This window comes from Kitasatospora sp. NPDC036993, from assembly GCF_055607525.1.
Genome location: NZ_JBVJRP010000005.1, coordinates 364,771 through 388,512, shown reverse-complemented (window position 1 = coordinate 388,512; position 23,742 = coordinate 364,771). Strand labels below are relative to the sequence as shown.

At 74.8% G+C, this 23,742-nt stretch carries 23 protein-coding genes; 17 read left to right on the top strand and 6 right to left on the bottom strand.

Translation table 11 applies throughout. The features are described from left to right. Window positions 1–133: 133 nt before the first annotated feature. The 13 genes from ACZ7C5_RS13400 to ACZ7C5_RS13340 all read left to right on the top strand — a co-directional run bounded on the left by ACZ7C5_RS13400 (window position 134) and on the right by ACZ7C5_RS13340 (window position 13,941). On the top strand, window positions 134–1,666 hold the full coding sequence (locus tag ACZ7C5_RS13400; protein WP_470322623.1) for a phage tail sheath family protein: 1,533 nt from the start codon (window positions 134–136) through the stop codon (window positions 1,664–1,666). 99 nt (window positions 1,667–1,765) lie between these two features. Beyond that, a complete protein-coding gene (locus ACZ7C5_RS13395) occupies window positions 1,766–2,206 on the top strand; it encodes a phage tail protein (RefSeq protein ID WP_401082313.1) in 441 nt (146 codons plus the stop codon). Beyond that, on the top strand, window positions 2,203–2,724 hold the full coding sequence (locus ACZ7C5_RS13390; RefSeq protein ID WP_401082310.1) for a hypothetical protein: 522 nt from the start codon (window positions 2,203–2,205) through the stop codon (window positions 2,722–2,724). The genes ACZ7C5_RS13395 and ACZ7C5_RS13390 overlap by 4 nt, the downstream gene beginning before the upstream one ends. Further along, entirely contained in the window at window positions 2,721–2,879 is a 159-nt protein-coding gene (locus ACZ7C5_RS13385; RefSeq protein ID WP_181970396.1) for a DUF6760 family protein, read from the top strand. Before ACZ7C5_RS13390 ends, ACZ7C5_RS13385 begins: the two co-directional genes overlap by 4 nt. Before the next feature lie 2,832 nt (window positions 2,880–5,711). Then, complete coding sequence (locus ACZ7C5_RS13380; protein WP_470322622.1) at window positions 5,712–6,218, top strand: hypothetical protein; 507 nt, start codon at window positions 5,712–5,714, stop codon at window positions 6,216–6,218. A gap of 114 nt (window positions 6,219–6,332) precedes the next feature. Further along, window positions 6,333–6,758, top strand: coding sequence for a phage tail protein (locus tag ACZ7C5_RS13375; protein WP_188294797.1), 426 nt, complete (start codon window positions 6,333–6,335; stop codon window positions 6,756–6,758). 65 nt (window positions 6,759–6,823) lie between these two features. Beyond that, the gene (locus ACZ7C5_RS13370) at window positions 6,824–7,561 is read left to right on the top strand and encodes a CIS tube protein (protein WP_188294798.1); all 738 of its coding nucleotides are present in this window, start codon (window positions 6,824–6,826) and stop codon (window positions 7,559–7,561) included. Continuing rightward, window positions 7,558–9,336, top strand: coding sequence for a VgrG-related protein (locus ACZ7C5_RS13365; RefSeq protein ID WP_401082301.1), 1,779 nt, complete (start codon window positions 7,558–7,560; stop codon window positions 9,334–9,336). Before ACZ7C5_RS13370 ends, ACZ7C5_RS13365 begins: the two co-directional genes overlap by 4 nt. Window positions 9,337–9,411: 75 nt before the next feature. Further along, the gene (locus ACZ7C5_RS13360) at window positions 9,412–9,732 is read left to right on the top strand and encodes a PAAR domain-containing protein (RefSeq protein WP_188294800.1); all 321 of its coding nucleotides are present in this window, start codon (window positions 9,412–9,414) and stop codon (window positions 9,730–9,732) included. Continuing rightward, window positions 9,729–10,166: a GPW/gp25 family protein gene (locus ACZ7C5_RS13355; RefSeq protein ID WP_401082297.1), complete on the top strand. Its 438-nt coding sequence runs from the start codon at window positions 9,729–9,731 to the stop codon at window positions 10,164–10,166. Before ACZ7C5_RS13360 ends, ACZ7C5_RS13355 begins: the two co-directional genes overlap by 4 nt. After that, window positions 10,166–12,127 carry a putative baseplate assembly protein gene (locus ACZ7C5_RS13350; RefSeq protein ID WP_470322621.1) on the top strand — a complete coding sequence of 654 codons (1,962 nt, stop codon included), beginning with the start codon at window positions 10,166–10,168 and terminating at the stop codon, window positions 12,125–12,127. Before ACZ7C5_RS13355 ends, ACZ7C5_RS13350 begins: the two co-directional genes overlap by 1 nt. Then, the gene (locus ACZ7C5_RS13345; RefSeq protein ID WP_401082291.1) at window positions 12,124–12,687 is read left to right on the top strand and encodes a phage tail protein; all 564 of its coding nucleotides are present in this window, start codon (window positions 12,124–12,126) and stop codon (window positions 12,685–12,687) included. The genes ACZ7C5_RS13350 and ACZ7C5_RS13345 overlap by 4 nt, the downstream gene beginning before the upstream one ends. A gap of 3 nt (window positions 12,688–12,690) precedes the next feature. Next, window positions 12,691–13,941 (top strand): zinc ribbon domain-containing protein, encoded by a 1,251-nt coding sequence (locus tag ACZ7C5_RS13340; protein WP_470322620.1) that lies wholly within the window; start codon window positions 12,691–12,693, stop codon window positions 13,939–13,941. A 54-nt stretch (window positions 13,942–13,995) separates the two neighbouring features. On the opposite strand, the gene ACZ7C5_RS13335 is transcribed toward ACZ7C5_RS13340, so the two are convergent. The 4 genes from ACZ7C5_RS13335 to ACZ7C5_RS13320 all read right to left on the bottom strand — a co-directional run bounded on the left by ACZ7C5_RS13335 (window position 13,996) and on the right by ACZ7C5_RS13320 (window position 18,286). Beyond that, a complete protein-coding gene (locus ACZ7C5_RS13335; RefSeq protein WP_470322619.1) occupies window positions 13,996–15,270 on the bottom strand; it encodes a glycosyltransferase in 1,275 nt (424 codons plus the stop codon). Continuing rightward, complete coding sequence (locus tag ACZ7C5_RS13330) at window positions 15,267–15,791, bottom strand: tetratricopeptide repeat protein (RefSeq protein ID WP_470322618.1); 525 nt, start codon at window positions 15,789–15,791, stop codon at window positions 15,267–15,269. Before ACZ7C5_RS13330 ends, ACZ7C5_RS13335 begins: the two co-directional genes overlap by 4 nt. Before the next feature lie 271 nt (window positions 15,792–16,062). After that, on the bottom strand, window positions 16,063–17,487 hold the full coding sequence (locus ACZ7C5_RS13325; RefSeq protein ID WP_470322617.1) for a collagen-like domain-containing protein: 1,425 nt from the start codon (window positions 17,485–17,487) through the stop codon (window positions 16,063–16,065). Between the two features lie 319 nt (window positions 17,488–17,806). Further along, a complete protein-coding gene (locus ACZ7C5_RS13320; RefSeq protein ID WP_401082276.1) occupies window positions 17,807–18,286 on the bottom strand; it encodes a signal peptide protein in 480 nt (159 codons plus the stop codon). Between the two features lie 383 nt (window positions 18,287–18,669). On the opposite strand from ACZ7C5_RS13320, the gene ACZ7C5_RS13315 reads away from it, so the two are divergent. Beyond that, window positions 18,670–19,434, top strand: a complete 765-nt coding sequence (locus tag ACZ7C5_RS13315) for a PP2C family protein-serine/threonine phosphatase (protein ID WP_470322616.1) — start codon at window positions 18,670–18,672, stop codon at window positions 19,432–19,434. On the opposite strand, the gene ACZ7C5_RS13310 is transcribed toward ACZ7C5_RS13315, so the two are convergent. Then, the gene (locus ACZ7C5_RS13310; RefSeq protein ID WP_401082270.1) at window positions 19,415–20,215 is read right to left on the bottom strand and encodes an MgtC/SapB family protein; all 801 of its coding nucleotides are present in this window, start codon (window positions 20,213–20,215) and stop codon (window positions 19,415–19,417) included. The genes ACZ7C5_RS13315 and ACZ7C5_RS13310 overlap by 20 nt on opposite strands. Before the next feature lie 216 nt (window positions 20,216–20,431). Further along, window positions 20,432–21,322 (bottom strand): MBL fold metallo-hydrolase, encoded by an 891-nt coding sequence (locus ACZ7C5_RS13305; RefSeq protein WP_470322615.1) that lies wholly within the window; start codon window positions 21,320–21,322, stop codon window positions 20,432–20,434. A gap of 182 nt (window positions 21,323–21,504) precedes the next feature. Between ACZ7C5_RS13305 and ACZ7C5_RS13300 the strand changes: the two genes are divergently transcribed. From ACZ7C5_RS13300 to ACZ7C5_RS13290, 3 genes are read left to right on the top strand one after another with little or no spacing between them, the layout of a single operon-like run. Continuing rightward, window positions 21,505–21,714 (top strand): hypothetical protein, encoded by a 210-nt coding sequence (locus ACZ7C5_RS13300; RefSeq protein ID WP_401082264.1) that lies wholly within the window; start codon window positions 21,505–21,507, stop codon window positions 21,712–21,714. Then, window positions 21,701–23,113, top strand: a complete 1,413-nt coding sequence (locus tag ACZ7C5_RS13295) for an amidase (protein ID WP_470322614.1) — start codon at window positions 21,701–21,703, stop codon at window positions 23,111–23,113. Before ACZ7C5_RS13300 ends, ACZ7C5_RS13295 begins: the two co-directional genes overlap by 14 nt. Before the next feature lie 29 nt (window positions 23,114–23,142). After that, complete coding sequence (locus ACZ7C5_RS13290; protein ID WP_401082257.1) at window positions 23,143–23,718, top strand: TetR/AcrR family transcriptional regulator; 576 nt, start codon at window positions 23,143–23,145, stop codon at window positions 23,716–23,718. Window positions 23,719–23,742: the final 24 nt, after the last annotated feature.

Here is a 23,742-nt window from a genome sequence, read left to right as displayed (position 1 = left end):
CCGCCGGGGTGCCCGCCGGGGCAGCGTTCCTGCCCCCGGTCCGGCACCTGGGGACATGTCCCCGGGCGGGCCCCGGCAGCAGACTCGGGGCGAATGACCGGCGAGAAGCGACTGGCCAGGCGAAGGAGCGCGTATGCCGTCCTACCTCACCCCGGGTGTGTACGTGGAGGAGGTCCAGTCAGGTGCGCGGCCGATCGAGGGCGTCGGCACGGCCGTCGCCGCGTTCGTCGGCTTCGCCGAGACCGGCCCCTTCCACGAGCCCACGCTGGTGACCAACTGGGACCAGTACGTCCAGCGGTTCGGCGGCTTCACCGAGGGCACCTACCTGGCGCACTCGGTGTACGGCTTCTTCGCGAACGGCGGCGGCTCCGCGTACGTCGTGCGGGTGGGCGACCCGGCGCGCCGGGCACCCGGCGCCGCCCCCGCCGTGCCGGCCGCCCCGCCCGTCGAGATCGCCGGCTTCCTCTTCTCCGCCCTGCCCGGTGCGGGCGGCGAGGTCTCCGTCGAAGTCGCCGACCCGGAGGGGGAGAACGTCCCCGAGGACCGGTTCCGGCTGCTGGTGCGCCGGGGCGCCGAGGTCGTCGAGACCTACGACGTCTCGACCCGCAAGAGCACCAAGGGCTACGTCGTCACCCAGCTGCGGGAGTCGAAGCTGGTCGCGGTCGCCGAGCAGCCCGGCACCGCGCCGAGCCGACCCGAGCGCCGCAGCCACGCCCTCGCCGCCGCCCCCGCGCCGGCCGCCGCCCCGGTCGGCAGGCTCGACCCCGCCGAGTACGTCGGCGACTCCGCCGCCAGGACCGGCTTCGGCGGCCTGGAGGCGATCGACGAGATCACCATGGTCGCGGTGCCCGACCTGATGAGCGCCTACCAGCGCGGCGACCTCGACGACGAGGGCCTGCGCACCGTCCAGCTCGCGGTGATGTCGCACTGCGAGCAGATGGGCGACCGGATCGCCGTCCTCGACCCGCCGCCCGGCCTGAACGCCCAGCGGATGCGCACCTGGCGCAACGACGAGGCGGGCTTCGACTCCCGCTACGCCGCGCTCTACTACCCGTGGATCAAGGTGTTCGACCCGGCGAGCGGCCGCAACGTGCTGGTCCCGCCGAGCGGCCACGTCGCCGGGGTGTGGGCGCGCAGCGACGCCGAGCGCGGCGTGCACAAGGCGCCCGCCAACGAGGTGATCCGCGGCGCGGTGGACCTGGAGATCCGCCTCAGCAAGGGCGAGCAGGACCTGCTGAACCCGATCGGGGTCAACTGCGTACGGGCGTTCCCCGGGCGCGGCATCCGGATCTGGGGCGCGCGCACCCTCTCCTCCGACCCGGCGTGGCGCTACCTGAACGTGCGCCGGCTCTTCAACTACCTGGAGGAATCGATCCTCCTGGGGACCCAGTGGGTCGTCTTCGAGCCCAACGACGACCGGCTGTGGTCCAGCATCCGCCGGAACATCACCGCGTTCCTCACCGAGGAGTGGCGGCGCGGGGCCTTGTTCGGCCAGACCGCGGCCGAGGCCTTCTACGTCAAGTGCGACCGCGACAACAACCCGCCCGAGTCCATCGACCTCGGACAGGTGGTCTGCGAGATCGGCGTCGCCCCGGTGAAGCCGGCGGAGTTCGTGGTGTTCCGGCTGTCCCAGTTCTCCGACAGCACGAGCCTCGTCAACGAGTGACCAGGCCCGGTCGGTACCCCCGGAACCCCTGAACTCCCTGAACTCCCGGCACTCCGGGCGCCCGTCGGCGCCCCTCGCATCGGAAGGTGACAGTAGGCCATGGCTGAAGGCGATCCGCTCTCCACACACATATTCGGCGTCCAACTCGGCGGCTACAACGTCGAGTCCGTCAAGGAGATCAGCAACCTGACGGTCGAACAGGACGTCGTCGAGTACAAGCAGGTGACGCAGGAGGGCAAGCTGATCGTCCGCAAGCAGCCCGGCGCCCGGCTGCCCGGCGAGGTGACCATCACCCGCGGCCTGGACAAGAGCGGCGCGTTCACGGACTGGATCAAGGAGACCCTCAACAACGGGGCGATCAACACCGCGCGGCAGAACCTCACCATCGAGGTCAAGGACACCACCGGTGCCACCCTGCGGCGGATCCAGCTGATCAACGCGTGGGCGAGCCGTTGGGAGGGCCCGACGCTCAGCGCCGGCGAGTCCAGCCCCGCGACCGAGACCGTGACCATCGTGTTCGAGGAGATCAGCGTCGAATGAGGCGGAAGATCGCCTTGGAGGAACTGCTGGAACAGGCTCCGGCCCCGCTCCCGCAGCACACCGCGCCGCAGCAGTCGGCCCCGGTACATCCGGGAGCGGCACAGTCGGCCCCCGCGCATCCGGGAGTGGCACAGCCCAGGGGGCACGGGCCACGCACCGAGTTCGAGTTCGAGCTGCCGCTCGGCTACGTCGACGACGCGGGCACGGTGCACCGGCACGGCACCATGCGCCTGGCCACCGCCCGCGACGAGCTGATGCCGCAGATCGACCTGCGGGTCAAGGAGAACCCGGCATACCTGAGCGTGGTGCTGCTCAGCCACGTGATCACCAGGCTGGGCGACATCACCGACGTGCACGCCGGGGTCGTCGAGCGGATGTACGCCACCGACGTGGCGTTCCTCCAGGACCTCTACCAGCGGATCAACAGCGAAGGCCACACGCGCGCCGCGGTGACCTGCCCGCACTGCGACGGCGCCTTCGAGGTCGACCTCGCCGGTGGGCGCCTGGGGGAATCGTGACGTACGCGCCTGCTCGGCTGTACGAGGAGATCGCGTACATCGCCTACCACTTCCACTGGCAGCGGGAGGACATCCTCGACCTGACCCACCGCGAACGCGGGCAGTGGGTGCGGGAGATCGCGCGGCTCAACACCCGCATCAGCGAAGGCGGGTGAACCGGGGTGGGGCTTCGGGACTGGATCGCCCGCCGGAGGGGCGGTGAGGCCGGCGGCGGTGCTTCCGGCGCCTTCTCCGACGGTGCCTCCGGCGCTGTTCCGGGTGCGGTCTCCGACGGGTCGGGCGGTGCGTCGGGCGGCACCGCGACCGTCCGGCGGCGCCCGGCGGCGGGGGACGGGGGCTGGCGCGCGGTGGCGCCGCTGGTCCCGACCCTGGCCGGGCCGGCCCACGGCGTCAGCGACGGCCTGGCGTTCCGGTCCCGGCTGGCCTCGTGGCAGGACCCCTCGCTGTGCGGCCCGCTCGGCCACGCGGTCCTGCCCACCGCCCCGGCGGGCATCCTGCGGGCGGTGTCGGGGCCGGGCTCTCCGGCGCCCGTCCTCACGGGCGGGGATCGGCTCGTCGTGCCGGTGCCCCCGGGGGAGCCGGCGGCCGAAGCGTCGGCGGCAGAAGGGCAGTCGGGGGGACGAGGGCCGGCGCGGCCGGTCCAGCGGTCCGTCCGGCCGCGGCGGCTTCCGGTGCGGTCGGGGCCGCGTCCGGCGGGCGGGGGCGGCGATGGGCCGGTGCCCGCCGCGCCGAAGTCCGCTGGGGTGAGCGGAAGTTCGCAGAAGTCTGCTGCGCCGGCGTCGGCACCGGCTCCTGCCGAGGGGACGCCCGGGGCGGTCACCGCCCCGTCGCGCCGGAACGATCCGGTGGTCCCGGCCGGCCGCCCGGTGCGTCCGCGTTCCGTCGGCGCCCCGCTGGTCGTGGCGCGGCGCCCGAGGTCGCTGCCGATGCGCCCGGTGACGGTGATCCCGGGGACGGTGATTCCGGGAACGGTGATCCCGGGGACGGTGATCCCGGGAACGGACAGGACGCCGGATGCCGTTGCCGAGCCACCGGGACGGGGTACGGAGGCGGCGCGGCCCGCGACGGTGACGGACGACGCGGTCGCCGGTGCGCGCCGCCCGTTCGCCAGCGGTGCGGCCGTGCCCGCCCCCGGCGGGCCGGCCGGAGGGGTGGTCCAGCGTGCCGCTGTGCCCGGCCCTGCCGCACCGGCCCGTCCGGTACTCGGTGCGCCGTTGACCGCGCTGCCCGCGAGTGCCACACCCGTGGCCACCGGCGGCCCGCGAGCCCCTGACGCTGCTCCGGGTGTCCCCGCCATGCCCGTCGTCCCCGCCGACGCGAGGTCCACCGGCTCGGAGACAGGTGGGTCCGCTGACGTCTGGCCGTCCGGAGGCGGAGGCCGGGACGGCACCGCCCCCGCACCGTCCGGGGCCGGGCGTGGGTCCGTCGGCGGTACGCCGGTTCAGCGCACGCGGCCGGGAACCGGTGCGTCCGCGCCGGCCCCCGACCGTGCCGAGCCGATCCAGCCCGGCCCGACTCCTGCCCAGCGCCCGCGTCCGGCTGCCGCGCCCGGCGCCGTGACACCGCCTCGGCCCGAACCTGGTTCCGCCGCCGGCACACCCGTCCAGCGCGCACCGTCCGGAACCGGTGCGTCCGTGCCGAGCCCCGACCGTGCCGAGTCGACCCCGGCCCAGCGCCCGCGCCCAGCTGCCGCGCCCGGTGCCGTGGCACCGCCTCGGTCCGAGCGTGGTTCCGCCGCCGGCGCGCCGGTCCGGCGCACTCCGTCCGCGACGAGCATGCCCACACCGGCTCCCGACCGCACCGCGCCCGTCGTCCAGCCCGAACCGGCCCCGGCCCGTACCCGTGGGGGCCTGGGCGCGCCGCTCGACGCCCTGCCACCGACGGCAGCCGTGCCGGGCGCAGCCGCTCCGCTGCTCGGCGGGCACCGCCCGGTCCAGCGGATCACGGCCCCGGTGGCGAGCGACGCGGCCCCGGCCGTCGTCGCACCGGCGGCCGGCGAAGGGCTGCCCGTGCAGCGCGCCACCCGGAGCTCCGGCGACGGCCGACCGGTCGGTCCGGCGACCCTGGCCGCCGGTGGCCGGGGTGCACAGCCGGGTACGGAACGCGGCAGGCGCGCATCGGCGTTCCCCGGAACGGGAACGCCCGCTGCGCAGCCGGCCGGGCCCGGAGGCAGCCGCCCGGTGGTTCCCGTGACGGTTCCCGCGCGCCCGGCCCCTGGTGGCCTTGGCGTGCGGCGAGCCGTACAACTCACCGGCCAGAGACGCGGGTTGATCGGCGAGCGCCGTTTGTCGGCCGTCCTCGCCACCCCGCCGGTACCGTTCACGACCACCGCCACCGCTTCCACCGGTGCCGTCCCGACGCCGGCGCCACCCGTGGTCCGGGCCGTCTGGCCCCACGCGCTCGCGTCCCGTACGGACGGCCGACCGGCGGGCGAGCCGATTGCCACCGCAGCCGCAGCCGCAGTCGCAGTCGCAGTCGCGGCCGTCCCGCAGCGCTCGCGTCCACGTGCGCATTCCGGGCGCTCGCCGGGCGCCGGAGGCAGCGGCACCGCGACCAGGGAGCCCGCCTCGCAGGGGAGTCCGGCGCAGCCCCGCACCCCGTCGGCGGCCACCCGGCCGGGCGGCGCAGCCGGTGCGGAGGCGTCGCGCGGGCTCATGGCCGCGGTGCAACGTTCCCTCTCCCGGCGTCCGTCGGCTCCGTCTGCTTCGTCGGCTCCGGCAGGTCCGGCGGCGCCCGCCGCCACCCCGACCGCGGCGGCCCCCGCGGACCCGCCGCACGCCCCGCCCGGCCGAACCCCTGCGGCAGTCCCGACCATGAGCGCTCCCGCGACGCCATGGGCAGGACAGCCCAGTGCCACGAGCGCGGACCACCCCGCCCCTCAGGCTGGCGCCGCCACCCCGCCGTCCGCACGGGTGAGCACCCCGCGCCCGCCGGTCGTCCGGCTCAGGCCCGTGACGACTCCGTCGATCCAGCGCCTTCCGACCCCCTTGCGCTTTCCGCAGCCGGCCCCGGCGCAGCCGCCCGCCGTCGCGGGCACGAACCCGGCACCAGGCCCGTACACCGCCACCGCGGCCGCGCCCGTCGTCTCCCGCGCCCTGCTGCCGCCCGGCCACGCCACGAGCACCGCCGCCGTACGGCCCGCCCCGTCCGCGCCGCCGGTACCGACCGCGTCGCACCCACCCGGCACCGCGCGGCTGTTGCAGCGGGTGGCCGAGCAGGCGGGCCTGACCGGGGTGCCGCTGACCGCCGTGCCGGCGCGCACACCCACCACGGTGCAGCTCGCCCCGTCGTCCCAGCCCGCCCCGGCGCCCGCGAGGGCCCCCGGCGGAACCCCTGGCGGAACCCCCGGCGCGCCGGCCACGCATCCGGCCGCCGACCCCTCCGACCTGGACGAACTGGCCCGGCGCCTGGTCGAACCCGTCGGCCGACTGCTGCGCACCGAACTGCGCAGGGGCAGGGAGCGCGGCGGCAGACCGTACGACATGCGCCGCTGAGCCCGCGCCGGAAGGCAGCTCGGAGCGCCGAGCCGAGCGCAGCGCAGAACACAGACCAGGCGGAAGGCCGACAGGAGGCCGCAGCGAAGTGACCGGAAGCAGGGAGCGGAACCGATGACCGACACCATCTTCGCGTCCAGTGTGTTCTTCAGCCTGACCATCGGCGGCAACGACCTGGGCGAGTTCACCACCTGCTCCGGACTCGGCGCCCAGGTCGAGATCGAGCAGTACGCGGAGGGCGGCAACAACGGGTTCGCCTGGCAGTTGCCGGGCCGCATCACCTGGTCGAACATCACGCTGACCCGCGCGGTCACCGCCGACACCACCAAGATCGCCCGCTGGCTGTCCGAGATCGTCCGGAAGGTCGAGCCGAAGGACGGCGAGATCGTGGCGCTGCGGCCGGACCTGAGCCGGATCGTCGGCTGGCAGGTGCTCGGGATCGTCCCGGTGCGCTGGGAGGGGCCGTCCTTCGACCCCGCCAACTCCCTGGCCGCGATGGAGACCCTGGAGATCGCCCACGCGGGCCTGCGCCCCTCCTGACCTCCACCCGCCCCCGCAGCGAGTCCCCTCAGCGAGCCCCCTCGACCCACGGAAGGAGCACCAGGATGTCCCCAGCGGTCCCCGCGAGCGTCACCCGGGCCCAACTGACCATCATGGAGCCCCCATCCACGGTCGGCGCCCAGCCCGGCGGCGTGCTCGCGCGGCTCAGGCTCCAGTTCAACCCGGCGACGCTGGTGCTGCGCAAGACCACCGAGTGGCGGCGCACCCCGTCCCGGATGGCGGGCGAGTCCGCGTTGCCCGAGTTCGTCGGCAGCGGTCCGCGCTCGCTCTCCCTCGACGTGTTCCTGGACTCCACCGCGACCCACGACAACTCGGTGGAGCGCGCGGTGGAGCAGCTGATGACGGCGTGCGTGCCCACCCCGGCCAGCCTGGCGCGCAAGACGCCGGCCAGCCCGTGGATCCGGCTGGACTGGGGCACCCTGAAGACCACGTCGTTCAACGGGGTGCTGACCGGCCTCTCGGTCACCTACTCGCTGTTCGACGTCGACGGGAAGCCGCTGCGGGCGGTCTGCTCGCTCAGCATCGACGAGGCGAGCGTCGACCCGGCTGGCCAGAACCCGACCTCGGGCTCGCCGGAGGCCCGCAGCACCCACCGGGTGATCGCCGGCGACAGCCTGCCGCTGCTCGCCTGGCGCGCGTACGGCGACGCCACCGCCTGGCGCACCATCGCGGAGGCCAACGACATCGACGATCCGCTGACGCTGGTCCCCGGCGTGGACCTGATCGTGCCGGGGATCGAGGAACTCACCCGGACCGGGCAGCCCCAGGGCGGTCGGCCGTGACCACACCCGAGGCCCGGGGCGGCCGGTCCTTCGCCGCGGATCCCGTCGTCGAGGCGCCGGGCCCGCTGCCGCCGGTCTGGGCCGCCCAGCTGGTCTCCTGCGACATCGAGGAGAGCGTCGGCCTGCCCGACACGGCGGTGCTGAGCTTCCGGGACGCGAACCACACCTTCCTCTCCGCCACCGGGATCACCATCGGCACCCCGCTGCGGATCTCCGTGGTCACCGTGCAGGGGAACACCCGGGCCCGGCTGTTCACCGGCGAGGTGACCGCGCTGGAGCTGGAGGTGGACACCACCGGCTCGTACACCGTGGTGCGGGCCGCGGCGGTCACCCACCGGCTGATGCGCGGGCGCCGGGTGAAGGCCTTCCGGAACATGACGACCGCCGACATCGTCCGCCAGGTCGCCACCGGCGCGGGCCTGACCTGCGGGAAGGTCGACGCCTTCCCGGTCGTCCACCAGCAGCTCTCCCAGGCGAACGTGCCGGACTGGGAGTTCCTCCAGTTCCTGGCGCAGGAGAGCGGCGCCCAGGTGCGGGTCGACGACGACGGGAAGCTGGAGTTCGTCCGGCCCGATCCCGCCTCCGGCGCGCCGGCCCCCTCCACCCCCGCGCCGCAGAACCCGCTGGTGCTGGAGTACGGCCGCAACCTGCTGGAGCTGCGCGGCGTGCTGACGGGGGCCGGCGGCGCGGACACGGTCGAGGCCCGCGGCTGGAACGTCACCACCAAGAGCGCCCTGGTCGCCACCGAGCCGGCCGTGACCTCCAGGACCGTGCAGCCGGGGATGAGCCCCTCGGTGGTGGCTTCCGCCTTCCCCGGCAAGGCCAAGCTGACCGTCGCCGACACCCCGTACCGCACCCAGGCGGAGACCGCCGCCGTGGCCGGGTCGCTGGCCGCCTCGGTGGCGGCCGGCTTCGGCGAGCTGGAGGTGGTCGCCGAGGGCAACCCGCGGCTGCGGGCCGGCACCGCGGTCGCCCTGGGGAACGTCGGCGCCGCCTTCTCCGGCCGCTACACCGCCACCGGGGTGCGCCACCTGCTCGAACCGTTCCGCGGCTACCGGACCACCGTGGTGGTCAGCGCGGCCCCGGACCGCTCGCTGGCCGGGCTGACCAGCGGCGGCAACGCCCCGCCGCGCGGGCCGCGGATGCCGGGCCTGGCCGTCGCGGTGGTGACCGACGTCCGGGAGCCGGGCGGCGGGCAGCGCGGCTGGGTGAAGCTGAAGTTCCCCTGGCTGGACGACACCTACGTCTCCGACTGGGTGCGCACCGTGCAGTGGGGCGGCGCCGGCGGCGGCGGCGTGGTCAGCCCCGAGGTCAACGACGAGGTGCTGGTCGGCTTCGAGCAGGGCGACCTGGACAGCCCGTACGTGCTGGGCGGGCTCTACAACGGTGTGGACCGGCCCTCCCCGCACGACGTGCCGCTGGTCGACGCGGGCTCCGGCAAGGTCAACCGCCGCTCCGTGGTGTCCCGTTCGGGCCACCGGATGGAGCTGCTGGACGTGCCGGGCGGCAGGTCCGGCGTCCACCTGGCGAGCGGGAACGGGAAGCTGGAGGTCAGCCTGGACCAGCAGCGCGGCGAGATCGTGCTGACCGTCCACGGCCTCGGCGGCTCGGCCGGCAGCACGGTGCGGCTCACCCCCTCCGGCATCACCCTGGACGCGGGCACCGGGACGGTGGACGTGCGCGGCGGATCGGTCACCGTGCGGGGCACGACGGCGGTCACCGTGGACGGCGGCGCCCAGGCGGTGCTCAAGGGGGCCCTCGTGCGGATCAACTGACGGAACGTCACATCGAGTAAGGCAGCAAGCGCGTGCCCACGACCAGCGGGGCACCCACGGAAACGGAGACCGCAGATGCCCCCCGCAGCCCGGACCGGCGACCCGACCGACCACGGCGGTGCCCTCACCACCCCGCCGCCGGGCGCCGCCCTCAAGGTGGCGACCGTGCTGATCGGCGGCCGGCCCGCCGCCGTGGTCGGCACCGTCCACGCCTGCGTCGTCCCCCCGCACCTGGCGCTCGGCCCCGGCAACCTCGTGATGCCCTCGCCGGGCGCGGTCACCGGGGGAGTGGTGCTGATCGGCGGCCTGCCCGCCGCCCGGATGGGCGACAAGACGACCTGCGGCGCCACCATCGTCGCCGGCGCGTTCAACGTCCTGATCGGGGGCGCGGCATGACCGGCAGCTTCATCGGCCGCGGCTGGGCCTTCCCGCTCCGGGTGAACGCCACCGGCGGCATCGGCATGGTGGAGCGCGACCGCGAACTCGCCGAGGCGATCCGGCTGATCCTCGGCACCGCTCCCGGCGAGCGGCCGATGCGCCCCGAGTTCGGCTGCGGCATCCACGAGTACGTCTTCGCCCCGGGGGACAGCACCACCGCCGGGCGGATCGCCCGCGAGGTGCGCATCGCGCTGGAGCGCTGGGAGCCCAGGATCGAGGTCGACGACGTGGTGATCGCCTTCGACAGCGTCGAGGAGGGCACGCTCTACATCGACGTCCACTACACCGTGCGGGCCACCAACGACCGCCGCAACCTGGTCTTCCCCTTCTACACCATCCCCGAGCACCCGGCCGCGGACGCCCTCGCCACGACGGCCGGGGGAGCGAGCTGATGGCCCTGCCCTCCCCGAACCTGGACGACCGCCGCTTCCAGCAGCTCGTCGACGAGGCGAAACGGTACGTCCAGCAGCGCGCCCCCGAGTGGACCGACCACAACGTCTCCGACCCTGGCGTCACCCTGATCGAGACCTTCGCCTACCTGGTCGACCAGCTGCTCTACCGGCTGAACCGGGTGCCGGAGAAGAACTACGCCGCCTTCCTCGACCTGCTCGGCATCCGGCTCTTCCCGCCCGCCGCGGCCCGGGCCGAGGTCGACTTCTGGCTCTCCGCCCCGCAGCCGGAAACGGTTCTGCTGCGGGCCGGGACCGAGGTCTCCACGCTGCGCACCGAGACCGACGAGGCGGTGGTCTTCTCCACCGCCGAGGACCTCCCGGTCGTCCCCAGCTCGCTGGAGCGGCTGGTCACCGTCTCCGCCTCCGGCGAGCAGTCCGACGTCACGGCCCGGCTGGCCGACGGTACGGACGTGCCCTGCTTCCAGCACCGCCCGGTGGCCGGGGACGCCATGCTCCTCGCCCTGCCGGCCGTGGTGCCGCGTTGCATCCTGGTCGTCCGGCTGGACAGCCGGGTGGAGGGCGTCGGCGTCGACCCGCGCCAGCCGCCGCTGGCCTGGGAGGTGTGGGACGGCGCGCGCTGGATCCCGTGCGAGACCGGCGAGGACACCACCGGCGGCCTCAACCGGCCCGGCGAGGTGGTGGTGTTCGTGCCCGCCGGGCACACCGCCTCGGTGGTCGCCGGCCGCCGGGCCGGCTGGCTGCGCTGCCGGGTCACCGAGCCGCGTCCGGGCCAGCCGTTCTACTCCGAGTCCCCGACCATCCGCCGGGCCGAGGTGTTCACCGTCGGCGGCACCGCGACCGCCGTCCACGCGCAGACCGTCACCGGCGCGCCGCTCGGCTCCTCCGAGGGCGTCGCCGGCCAGCGCTTCCGGCTCGCCCGCCCGCCGGTGCTGCTCGACGGCGAGCCCCCGGTGGTCGAGGTCGCGGCCGGCGAGGGCTGGGAACGGTGGACGGTCGTCGAGCACTTCGGCGAGTCCTCGCCCGCCGACCGGCACGTGGTGCTGGACGCGACCACCGGAGAGTTCCTCTTCCCGCCCGCGGTCCGCGAACCCGACGGCAGCCTGCGCGCCTTCGGCGCCGTACCGCCCAAGGGGGCGCAGCTGCGCGTCCCGCACTACCGCACCGGCGGCGGGATCGCGGGCAACGTCGCCAGGAACACCGTCACGGTGCTGCGCAGCTCCGTCCCGTACATCGCCCGGGTGGACAACCGGGAGGCGGCCAGGGGCGGGGTCGACGGCGAGACCGTCGAGAACGCCAAGGCGCGCGCCCCGCACCAGCTGCGCCTCCAGGAACGCGCCGTCACCGCGGGGGACTTCGAGCTGATCGCCCGGCAGGCGGCGCCGTCCGCCGCCCGGGTCAGCTGTGTCCCGGCCGGCGGCGCGGAGGCGGGGGCGGTACGGGTGCTGGTGGTCCCGGACGCCGTCGCGGACGAGGGCGACCGGCTGCGGTTCGAGCAGCTGATCCCCGACGAAAAGCTGCTGGCCGCCGTCGCCACGGCCCTCGACGAGCGGCGGCTGATCGGCACCCGGCTCGTCGTGCAGCCGCCCACCTACCAGGGCGTGACGGTGGTCGCCCGGCTCACCACCCGCTCCGCCGACCCCGACCGGGTCCGCGAGGAGGTGCTCGCCGCGCTGTACCGGTACCTCAACCCGCTGCGCGGCGGCGCCGACGGCACCGGCTGGCCGTTCGGCCGGGCGGTGCAGTACGGGGAGGTGTTCGCGGTGCTCCAGCGGGTCGCGCCCGTCGCGGGCGTCGAGGAGCTGCGGCTCTTCCCGGCGGACCCGATCACCGGGCGCCGGGGCGCGCCCGCCGAGCGGGTCGAGGTCCCGCCGGACGCGCTGGTCTTCTCGCACCAGCACCAGGTCGTGGTCACCGCGGTCGCCGAGGACGGGGCGTCATGACCCGTGCCGCCGTCCCCGGGCTGCCCAGCCCGCACCCGATCGGCGCGCTGCTGCCCGCGCTCTTCGCCGACGACGACCTCGCCCAGCGGTTCACGGCAGGCCTGGACACCGTCCTCGCCCCGGTCTTCGCGACCCTGGACAACCTGCCCGCGTACTTCCGGCCGGGCCTCGCCCCCGCCGACTTCCTCGACTGGCTGGCCTCCTGGGTCGCGGTGGAGACCGACCCGGCCTGGCCCGTGGAGGTGCGCCGCGCGGTGGTCGAGCGCGCCGTGGAACTGCACCGCTGGCGCGGCACCCGGCGCGGCCTCACCGAACGGCTGCGGCTGGTGCTCGGCGCCGGAGCCGAGATCGTGGACGGCGGTGGCGCTTCCTGGTCCACCGACCCGGACGCCGGGCTGCCGCCCGCCCCGGGCGGGGACGTGCTGGTCCGGGTCTGGCCGCTGCGCGGTCCGGCACCGGACGAGGACCAGGTGCGATCCGTCGTCAGGGCGGGCTGTCCGGTCCATCTGACCTGCCGGGTGGAGATCCTGCCCGGCCCACCCGGGCGAACGGAGGGCTGACGGATGCCGGTGTGCCCCGAATGCGGAACGGCCAACGGGGAGGGGGACGACTTCTGCGGCAACTGCGGCGCCTACCTCGGCTGGTCGCGCGGCGCCGCGGCCGCGCCTGCGGCGGTGCCCGCGACCGCGCCCGCACCCGCCGAGCCCGCGCCCGAGCCGACGGCCGCTCCGACGGCCGCTCCGACGCCCGCACCAGAGCCCGCGCCCGCCGGAACCACGCGGCGGAACGGGTCGTGGCGCACGGCACGCGCCAAGGCAGAGCCGAAGGGGGAACCCAAGGAGGAACCCAAGGAGGAACCCAGGCCGGAACCCCGGCCGGAGCCCAGGGCCGAGGAGCCACCCGTCCCCGCCACCACCGCCGAGCCGACGCCCCCGCCCGCCGCCGAACCCCCGAGCCCGGGCACCGCCCCTGTCCGCCCGGCCCCCGCCCAGCCACCGGCCCCCGCCACCGAACCGCGGGCCGACCCGGTGGCCGACCCGGTGGCCGTCCAGCCCGCCAAGCCCGTCGCACCCCGTCCCGTCGTCCGCGCGGCCGAGGCCACCGAGACCCAGGACGGCCCGCCCTGCCCCCGCTGCGGCACGCCCAACCTGCCCGAGCGGAAGTTCTGCCGCCGCTGCGCCGCACCGCTGACCACCGCCGCCGCCGCGCCCGAACTGCCCTGGTGGCGCACCCGTTGGCCGTTCCGGCGCCGGGTGCGGATCGGCGGCTCGGGCAACGCGCTGCGCCGCACCATCGCCCTGCTCGTGCTGATCGCGCTGGTCGTCGCCGGGGTCCTGCTGTACCCGGCCGGTCAGCGGGGCTTCCAGGACGTGCTGGACAAGCTCCGCGGCACCGCGCCGGTCACCCCGGCCGCCACCTCGGCGAGCGCCGCGGCCGAGGGCCATCCGGCCGCCGCGGCCGACGACGGCCTGAGCAACACCTACTGGGGGGCGCCCGCGACCGGGGACTCCGTCACCTTCTCCTTCCGCACCCCGTTCCGGCTGGTGGACCTGATCATCCACACCGGCGGCTCCGCGGACCCGCAGCAGTTCCGGCAGCAGGCCCGCCCGACCGTCCTCACCCTGGAGGTCACCGAGAAGGGCGGCGAGGTCCACACCCAACAGGTCTCGCTCAACGACCAGCCGGGCCCGCAGACCGTGCCGACCGGGATCAGCGACGTGACCCAGGTGAGGCTCACCGTCCGCGAGGCCGCCGGAACCGGCCCCGACCGCGCCATCGCCCTCGCGGAGGTGGAGTTCTTCAAGCGCACCTGAGCCGGCTGCCGGGCGCGTCCCACGCACCCGGCGGCCGTCCCGGGCCCGTGCCCCTCACACCAGCAGGAGACCCCCGCACCGCTGGGCGCCGTCCTTCATCGCGATCAGGTTCGCCACGACGTAGGAGATGTTGTTCCGCGAGTGCCATTCGGTGGGGAAGTACGTGACCAGCCGCGAACTCTGGAACCGGGCCCGGATCTCCGGGACGAAGGCCCGGTACTGGTCGTCCGTGTAGTACCAGAAGGAGTTCTCGTTGTAGAAGGCGACGTGGGTCGGGTCCTGGTACGCCCCCCGGCCGTCCGAACTGGGCGTCATGGTGAGGAGCATCCCGCCCGGGGCCAGCAGCCGGTACAGCTCGTTGATCAGCGCGATCTTCTCGGGCACGTGCTCCAGGAAGTCCACCGCCCGCAGCACGCCGACCGAGTCGTCCGGGAGGTCCAGGCGCCCCGGCAGGGTCGCGACGAGGTCGACGCCCTCCCCGGGGTACTGGTCCACCCCCAGGTAGCCGGGCGGCTTGCGGTGCGCCGCGCCGAGGTCCAGGGCCAGCAGCCCGCGGCGCTTCGTCCAGGCCAGCGCGTTGGCCTCGATGTACTTGTCGTACAGCGCGACGGTCTCGCGCTGGATGTGGGCGTTCACCTCCGTGTCCCGCTGGGTGTTCCCCGGGTGCATCCGCTGGAGGTACAGGCAGCGCGCGATGTGGTGGAAGTCCCCGGCCTGGAACAGGCGGCACATCAGGTCCTGGTCGTCCAGCACGGTGCGCGTGGCGTCGTACCCGCCGACCTGCTCGTAGGCCAGCCTGCGGAACGCCCGCACGTGGTTGGGCGCGTACCAGATGTACGAGACGTTGTGCGGGGTCGGCGCCATGGCGAGCACCTGCAACAGCCGGCGGCCGTCGACCTCCGTCTCCTCGTACCGCCAGCCGTGCTCCTCGTTGAAGCGCGAGTCGTCCCGGCCGCCGTCCTCGGTGATCTGGGCGGTGTGGCTGTACACGAACACCACGTCGGGGTGGTCGTCGAAGGCCGTCGCCAGCTCCGCCAGGCAGTCGCCGGCCAGCAGGTCGTCGTGGTCGAGCTCCACGAGGATCTCGCCCTTCGCCAGCTCGCAGGCCCGGCGCTTCGCCGCCCCGACGCCCCGGATCCCGTCGTTGACCTCCACCCTGATGCGGTCGTCCGGATGCTCGGGCCGCCATCGCGCGCCGTTGTTGAGCACCACGATCCACTCCCAGTCCGAGCGGCTCTGCGCCTTGAGCGTGGCGAGGCACTCGTCGAGGAAGCGGGGCTGGTGGCTCGGGGTGAAGACGGAGAACTTCGGTGTGGCGAGCGGGGTCATCGGTTGGCACCTGTCTGAGGGGCTGTCGGTTCTGAGGTCGGATCCGTGCTCACGGAGTCCCGGAACTCCTCCGGGACGAGGGGCCGTAGCGACGGGTCGGTCCGGACGGCGGTCCGGAAGGACTCCTCGGCCTCACCACGGCGGCCCTGCTTCGCCAGGTCGTAGCCGAGGTTCAGATGCGCGGTGGCGGCCTTCGGGTCCGCGGCGACGATCCTCCGCAGGATCGAGACGGCCTGGTCGGTGTCGTCCGGCCCGAGCAGGACCGCCTTGTTGAAGAGCGCCGGCTGATACCCGGGATCGGTCCTCAGCGCGCTGTCGTAGGCGGTGAGGGCATCGGCGGAGCGGTTGTTCTGCTGGGCGACGACACCGAGGTTGTACCAGGCCAGCTTGTTGCCGGGATCCAGCGTCAGGACCTGGCGGAAGATGCTCTCCGCCAGGTCGTGGTTCCTCAACTCGCCCTGCTTGATCCCTTCCTGGAGCAGCACCTCGCCGGGCGGGACCGCGGCGGGAGCGGACCTCACCGCCCCTGGACCCGCCGCCCCTGGACCCGCCGCCCCCGGACCCGGCGGGGCCGTGCCCGTGGCGCCGCCTGTGGCCAGGTGGAGCCAGCCCGCCACCGCCGCGGCGGCCACCGTGACGGCGAGGCCCTTCCATAACCATCTTCGTTTCACAGGATTTCCACCTTGCCGTTCCTATGGGGCAGCTCACCCGGCCCGCGGGAGGCGGAGCCGAGTGAGCTGGAGGGTGTTCCGCGGGCGGAGGCGCGGGCACCACCGGATTCCCGATGGGTGCCTAAGGCGCGCACACCGCGTACGCGGTGACCTGGGCGAGCGGTGCCACCAGGCTGTTGACCTGCCATCCGGTGGCCGGCGACGTGGCCGAACCTCCGACCGGTTCGCTGGCGGTGACGTTCACGGCGAGCCCCTGGAAGCCACCGCCGACCGCGTGCGTCCCGGTGGGGCAGACCGCCGTGGCGGTACCGGTGCCGGTGGCCGTGATGACCACGCTCTGCGCTCCGGAGGCCGGCCCCTGGGTGCCCTGGAAGCCCTGCGCTCCCTGGGTGCCCTGCGACCCCTGGCTGCCGGTCGCGCCTTGGGTGCCTTGAGAGCCCTGGGCACCGGTGACACCTTGGGTTCCCTGGGTTCCTTGGGCGCCGGTGGTGCCCGGGTTGCCTTGGGTGCCCTGTGACCCCTGGGCACCGGTGGAGCCCTGGACGCCCTGTGCTCCCTGGGCGCCGGTTGCGCCTTGGGTTCCCTGGGCGCCGGTTGAACCTTGGGCGCCGGTGGTGCCCTGGACGCCTTGGGTTCCTTGGCTGCCTGTTGCGCCTTGGGCGCCGGTTGCGCCCTGTGTTCCCTGGGTTCCTTGGGCGCCGGTGGTGCCCGGGTCGCCTTGGGTGCCTTGGGTTCCTTGGGCGCCGGTGGTGCCCTGGACGCCTTGGGTTCCTTGGCTGCCTGTTGCGCCTTGGGCGCCGGTTGCGCCCTGTGTTCCCTGGGTTCCTTGGGCGCCGGTGGTGCCCGGGTCGCCTTGGGTGCCTTGGGTTCCTTGGGCGCCGGTGGTGCCCTGGACGCCTTGGGTTCCTTGGCTGCCTGTTGCGCCCTGGGCGCCGGTGGCACCCTGGATTCCCTGGCTGCCTTGGGCACCGATGGTGCCCGGGTCACCCTGGAAGCCTTGCGCGCCCTGGGTGCCGGCGACGCCCTGGGTCCCCTGGACACCGGCGGCGCCTTGGCTGCCCTGCGTACCTTGGACCCCTTGGGTGCCGGTGGTGCCCTGCGAACCTTGAGCACCAGTGGCACCTTGAGCCCCGTTGGCACCTTGAGCGCCCGTGGTGCCCTGGGTTCCCTGGAAGCCCTGGGCGCCGACGGAACCTTGGTTCCCCTGGCTGCCCTGGGCCCCTTGTGCTCCGACGGGCCCCTGGCTGCCCTGGGCGCCTTGGCTGCCCTGCGGACCCTGCTGCCCGGAGGAGTGGCCGCAGCCGCAGTGGTCCTCGCAGCAGTGGTCTCCGCCGGAGCCTCGCGTGGCTATGCGGTGGACGAGGTCGGAGGTCACGGCGCCGTTCGGGCCCGGCACGTTCGCATGGTCCGTGCTGACGGATCGTGTGATCGCGTCGGCCAGCGCTGCCGTGGTCGATGCCAGATTGACGGTCGCGGCGAGGGCGGCGGCTGTCGACAGCATGGCGATGGATCTGACACGGGATCTTCGGAGGGATTTCTTGTTCATGGACGGGAACTTCCTGAGAGGCGATGCACGGACACCGTCGTGCGGGCTGGACCTGCGGGTATGCGCAGGTGCGCCGCGACGGTCATCGGGTGGCATCAGTATGTTTCGGGCGTCGCCCGCACCTCGGGTGCGTTCCATCCGTTGCCCGCCGAATGTCACCCACCCGGGTTCGACGCGCCGGAACACCCGGATCCGAGTGCCCGTCACCTCGGGGCAGCCGGTGACAGTCGGGCGGGGTCTGGCGCCCGCTCACGGCGACGGGCATGAACCGGTGGTGGCGGGCGGCATCGCCCGGCACCACCGCGGCGGCGGAGCCGCCTCAGCCGTAGACGGCCACCCGGGGTTCGACCGTCCCCTGGACCGGGGCCGACGCGACGACGGTGATCCGGTAGTGCTCGGTGAGGGTGCGGTGGCCGTGCAGGACGACCTTCGCCGGGACGAGCGCGGTGTACAGCGTGCCGGTCTGGCTGGCGAGCGGCGTGGTGTGCCAGTGGCCGTCGGGGGACTGGGCTTCGAGCCGGATGCTCGACGGACTGAGGAAGGGGCCGGTGGCGGGGGATTCGACGAGGATCTGCGGGGCCACCGTCCGGTCCGTCGAGGCGTCGTTGCGGTAGGTGACGGTGAGCGCCCGCGTCGCGTGGCCGGACGGCAGGGAGGAGGCGGGCAGCTCCACGAAGCCGACCGGCGGGGCGCCGGTCGCCGTCTGCGCCTGGGCCGGGGCGGTGAGCAGGGCGGCCGGCAGGGCGGCGAGGGCGGCGGCCAGGGCCAGGCTGCGACGGGGGATCTTCCGGGTGCGCATGGCGCCTCCTGCGGTCGACGGCCGGGGGGCGCGGAGCGCTCCGACGGTCCTGGCGGATCGGTGCCCCACCACCCTGCCCCCTCACCCGGAAGGCCGCACCCGGAAGGCCGCACCCGGTGAGCGGGCGCCGGGCCCGGAAGGAACGTCTGGGGAGGCGGCCGGACTGGGCCGAACGTGCGGGCGGCGGAGCCACGACGCCGATGCGCCGCCCCCGCCGCGGCCTGTCCCCTTACCTTGGGCGCAACCCCGGCCCGGCGGCCTCGCGAGGACTTCCTGCTGGTGATCGCCGGGGCCCTGCTCTCGGTGCCGATCAGCATGTTGCGCGCCCAGGCCGCCGCCTACGTCCGCCCCACCTCCAGGGCACCGCAGAGACCACCCGGCAGGTGGTGCTGCGCCCGGTGCCGCCGGGCTGGGGCGGGGTGGACTCGGCGGCGCGCTACCTGGCCGCGGACGTCGAGGCCCGGGTGGGCGGCGACTTCTACGACGTGCTGGCCACCCCGTTCGGGGCGAGGGTGCTCCTCGGCGACGTCCAGGGCAAGGGCCTGCCGGCGGTCTCCTCCGCGGCGGCCCTGGTCGGCTGCTTCCGGGAGGCCGCCTTCCACGAGGCCGACCTGGCCACCGTCGCGTCCTGGCTGGAGGAGCGGCTGCACCGGCAGAACCTGCTGGCGGAGCAGCTGGGGGAGCGGGAGGAGCGGTTCGCCACGGCGGTGGTCGTCTGGTTCCCCGCGGATGCGCCGGGGGAGGTGGAGGTGGTCAACTTCGGCCACGACAGCCCCCCACGTCCTCGGCCCCGGGGGTGTACGGCAGCTGCCGCCGGGCGACGGCGCCCCGCTCGGGCTGGCCCGGCTGGCCGGGGGCTGCCGGAGGTCCGGCGGCTGCGCCTGGGTGTGGGCGAGACGCTGCTGATCGTCTCGGACGGGGTGACCGAGGCCCGCGACCGGGCGGGTGCCTTCTTCTCCCTGCGCGACTACCTGGACCGGCTGGCGGGCGGCTTCGGCGTGGTCGATCCCGGGCGCCTGGTGGACGAGGTCGCCGCGGCCGTCCTGCGGCACACCGGCGGCCGGCTGACGGACGACACCGCTCTGCTCGCCGTCCGCAGGCCCCCGGTGGAGGGCACGGAGGCCGGTCTCAGTCGTCGATCCGGCTGATCGCGCAGCCCAGCACGCCTGGGAGCCGGGCCAGTTCGGCGGTGAGTGCCGGCAGGTCGCCGCGGCCGTGCAGGGTGACGGTCACCTCGGCGATCCGGCCGTCCGGGCCGGGACCTTCGCCTCCGCATTGGCCGTCGTCCGGGTCGGGGTGGCCGTCGTCCGGATCGCCCGGCGGGGCGGGCCGGTCGGCGGCGGCCGGTTCCACGGCGGCCAGTTCGGCGACGGTGAACCCCTCCGCGGTGATCCGGACGAGCAGCGTGCGGAGCAGGCCGTGCCCCGCGGTGTAGGTGATGCGGCAGGTGGCCGGCCGGGCGCGCAGCCTCGGCAGGCGGTGGGTCAGGGGCCGCAGCACGTAGCCGACGAAGAAGTAGGCGGCGGTGGCCGCGGTGGCGAGCAGCGGCAGTCCTGCCGCGGCCGCCGTGCCGATCGCGGCGGTCAGCCAGACGGTGGCGGCCGTGGTCAGCCCGCGGATCGAGCCGCGCTGGACGAAGATCACCCCGGCGCCGATGAAGCCGAGCCCGGAGACGATCTGGGCGGCCATCCGGGACGGGTCCAGTGTGACCTCTCCGGAGCGCACCACGTCGCTGAAGCCGTACTTGCTCACCAGCGTGAACAGCGCCGCGCCGAGGCCGACGACCGTGTACGTGCGCAGCCCGGCGGCCTTCTGTCTGATCTCCCGTTCCAGGCCGATCGCGCTGGCCAGCACCAGGGCGATGCCGAAGTCGGTGAAGTGGACCCATCCTTGCCCGAAGGGCTCGATGACCGCGCCCAGTGTCCTCAACTCCTCCTGCCGTCCACTCGTCCCGCCCGCTCCCCGGAGGGGCGGGCACGACCCCGGTTCGGCGAAGCGGGTGCCCTCGACCCTACGACTCGTCAGCTGATCGGACCGGCGCTCGGACGAGTCCACTGGAAGGTCGGGGGGCGAACGGGAGGCGCGAGCGGTGGCGCGCCGTCGCGATGGCGGCGCCCTCGCGGCCGGTGGGTTCAGGCAGCGGGTTCAGGCCGCGTGGACGGGCCGCAGCCGGTAGGCGTCACCGTGGGGGACGACTCGCCCGGCGGTGGGTGGGGCGAAGTGGGTGCCCAGCAGCAGGGTGTCGGTGCCGGCGAGGGAGGCCAGCAGCGCCCGGCGGGTGGCCTCGGACTGCCGAGGGTCGATGTCGACGCACGCGCCGATGGCCGGGTGGGCGAGCTGGACGGGGTGGTGGACGCAGTCGCCGGTGATCAGCGCCGTCCGGCCGCGGCTGGTCAGTTCGACCGCGACGTGCCCCGGGGTGTGGCCCGGGGTGGGGACCAGACGCAGGCCGGGGGCGAGTTCGAGGCCCCCGGCCGGGACGTCGACCGGGTCCAGCAGCCCGGCCCGTTCGACCGGGAGCACCGAGTCGCGGAACATCTGCGTGCGGGCCTCGTCCATGGCGTACCCGGCCCAGAACTCCCGTTCGGCGCGGGCGGTGACGTAGCGCGCGTGGGGGAAGGTGGGCACCCACGCGCCGTCGGCCTTCCGGGTGTTCCAGCCGACGTGGTCGGCGTGCAGGTGGGTGAGGAGCACCAGGTCGACGGCGTCGGGCGGGAAGCCGGCCGCGGTGAGCCGCTCCGGGTAGTCGGTGCGCAGGTCGTGCCAGGCCGGGTCGGCCCGCTCCTTGCCGTTGCCGATGCCGGTGTCGACGAGCACGCGCAGCCCGTCCAGGACGAAGGCGAAGCTGTGGCTGTCGAGGCGCAGGACACCGTCGGCGTCGGCGAAGTCGGGGCGCAGCCAGTCCTGGCGGGCCACCACCTCGGGGGTGGCGCCGGGCAGCAGCCACGGTCCGGTCGCGGGCGGCAGCGGGACTTCGTCGATGCGGTGGACGGTGAGGTCGCCGACCGTCCAGGAGGGAATGGGGGTGCTGGGCATGGGGACGGATCCTCCGCTGTAAAAGCAATGCGTTTGCGTTAGCGCGACGGTAGAACCTACAGTCGCACTAACGCAAATTCTTGGCTTTTGGCGCGGGGGTGCCCGGCCTCCGCCCCGGCCGCCAAGCTGCCGAGGCGCCGAACCGACATGGCGCCAAGCCGCCCACGAACAGGAGCGAACCGATGGACCCCACGGAACTCACCCCGCCCGAGGCGGCCCGCTGGGCCGCCAGGGCCGGACTCGCCCTGCCGGCCGAGCGCCACGCCGCGGTGGCGGCCACCGCCGAGCACATCGGCTCCGTCGTCGCCGTCCTGCGGGAGCTGGACTTCGGGGACACCCCGCCCGCCTCCGTCTACCGCGCGGGAGGGGAGAACCCCGATGCAGCCGTATGAGCTGACCCTCGCCGCCGCCGCGACGGAGATCCGCGAGCGGCGGCTCTCCCCGGTCGAACTGGTCGACTCGGTCCTCGGCCGCCTCGACCGGGTGGAGCCGTACCTCGGCGCGTACGTCTCCGTCGCCCGCGACCAGGCGCGCGAGACGGCGCGCGAGGCCGAACGGGAGATCGCCCGGGGCGGCTACCGGGGGCCGCTGCACGGCGTCCCGGTCGGCCTCAAGGACCTGATCGATGTCGCCGGAACGCCCACCACGGCCGGCTCCCGGGTCCGGGACGGCCACCGCGCGACCGCCGACAGCACCGTCGCCGCCAGGCTGCGGGCCGCCGGCGCCGTCCTGGCCGGCAAGACCCACACCCACGAGTTCGCCTACGGCCTGACCACCCCGCAGACCGGCAACGCCTGGGACCGCGACCGGATCGCCGGAGGGTCCAGCGGCGGATCCGCCGTCGCGGTGGCCTCCGGTGCGGCGACCTTCGCGCTCGGCACGGACACCGGCGGGTCGATCCGGGTGCCCGCCGCGCTGAACGGGATGGTCGGCCTCAAGCCGACCTACGGGCTGGTGCCCCGCCACGGCGTCACCCCGCTGTCCTGGTCCCTCGACCACGTCGGCCCGATCACCCGCACCGTCGAGGACGCCGCCCTGGTGCTGGGCGCCCTCGTCGGCCACGACCCGCGCGACCCCGCCTCGTCGGCCGCCCCCGCCGTCGACTACCGGCCCGAGCCGGACCCGGACCTGACGGGCCTGCGCGTCGGCGTGCCGGCCGACTACTACGTCGACCACGTCGACCCGGAGGTGGCGGCCGCCGTCCACCGCGCCGTCGCCCGGCTGGAGGCGCTCGGCGCCCGGCTCGTCGAGGTCGAGATCCCGATGGCCCGCTACCTGCTGCCCACCCTGTGGGGCCTGGTGGCGCCCGAGGCCAGCGCCTACCACGCGGCCACGCTGCGCACCGTCCCCGAGCTGTACCAGGCCGACGTCCGGGTCCTGCTGGAGGCCGGCGAGCTGATCGGCGCGGTCGACTACCTGCGCGCCCAGCGCGCCCGGACGCTGATCAGGGAGGCCTGGGCGCGACTCCTGACGGAGGTCGACGTGATCGCGGCCCCGACGGTCCCGATGACGGCGGTGCGGGCCGGCCAGGAGGCGGTCACCTGGCCGGACGGCACCGTCGAGAGCGTCGCGGACGCCTACGTCCGGCTCTCCGCCCCGGCCAACGTCACCGGCGTGCCCGCGCTGTCCGTCCCGGTCGGCCGGGACGCGGCGGGCCTGCCGATCGGCCTGCAACTGCTCGGGCGGCCGCTCGGCGAGCGGACCCTGCTGCGGGTCGGCCACGCCTACGAGCGGACGCAGCCCGCGCGGTCGCTCGCACCGGTCCTCCCCGCGGACGGACCCCCGGGCTAAACGCAAGGATTGCGCTTTAAGATGACGGTATGAGTCCTCGGCAGATGGTCCGCCCGGGTGGGCGCAGCGCCCGGGTCCAGGAGGCGGTGCACACCGCTGTGCGTGAGCTGCTCGCGGAAGTCGGCCGGGAACAGCTCACCGTGCCGATGGTCGCCCAGCGGGCCGGAGTCACCCCGTCGACGGTCTACCGCCGCTGGGGCGACCTCGCCGAGCTGCTGTCGGACGTCGCGGTGGAACGGCTGCGCCCCGACGCCGAGCCGCAGGACCGCGGGGACCTGCGCGCCGACCTCACGGCCTGGGCCGCACAGTTCCTCGACGAGATGGGCTCCGCCTCCGGCCGCGCCTACGTCCGTGACACCCTGCTCGGCGACCCGGACGGCGGCAACGCCGGCCAGTGCTCGGCCTACGCCGCCGAGCAGCTCGACCTCGTCCTCGCCCGGGCCCGCGCCCGCGGCGAGGACGCCCCCGAGGTGGAGACCGCGATGGACCGCGTCGTCGCCCCCCTGATGTACCGGATCCTCTTCCGCCCCTCCGGCCTCGACGCCGACTACGCCCGTCGGCTGGTCGCCGGCCTCCTCGGCGATCCGCCCGGTGAGACGGCCTGACAAGCAGTCATATCCCTTGGCCGG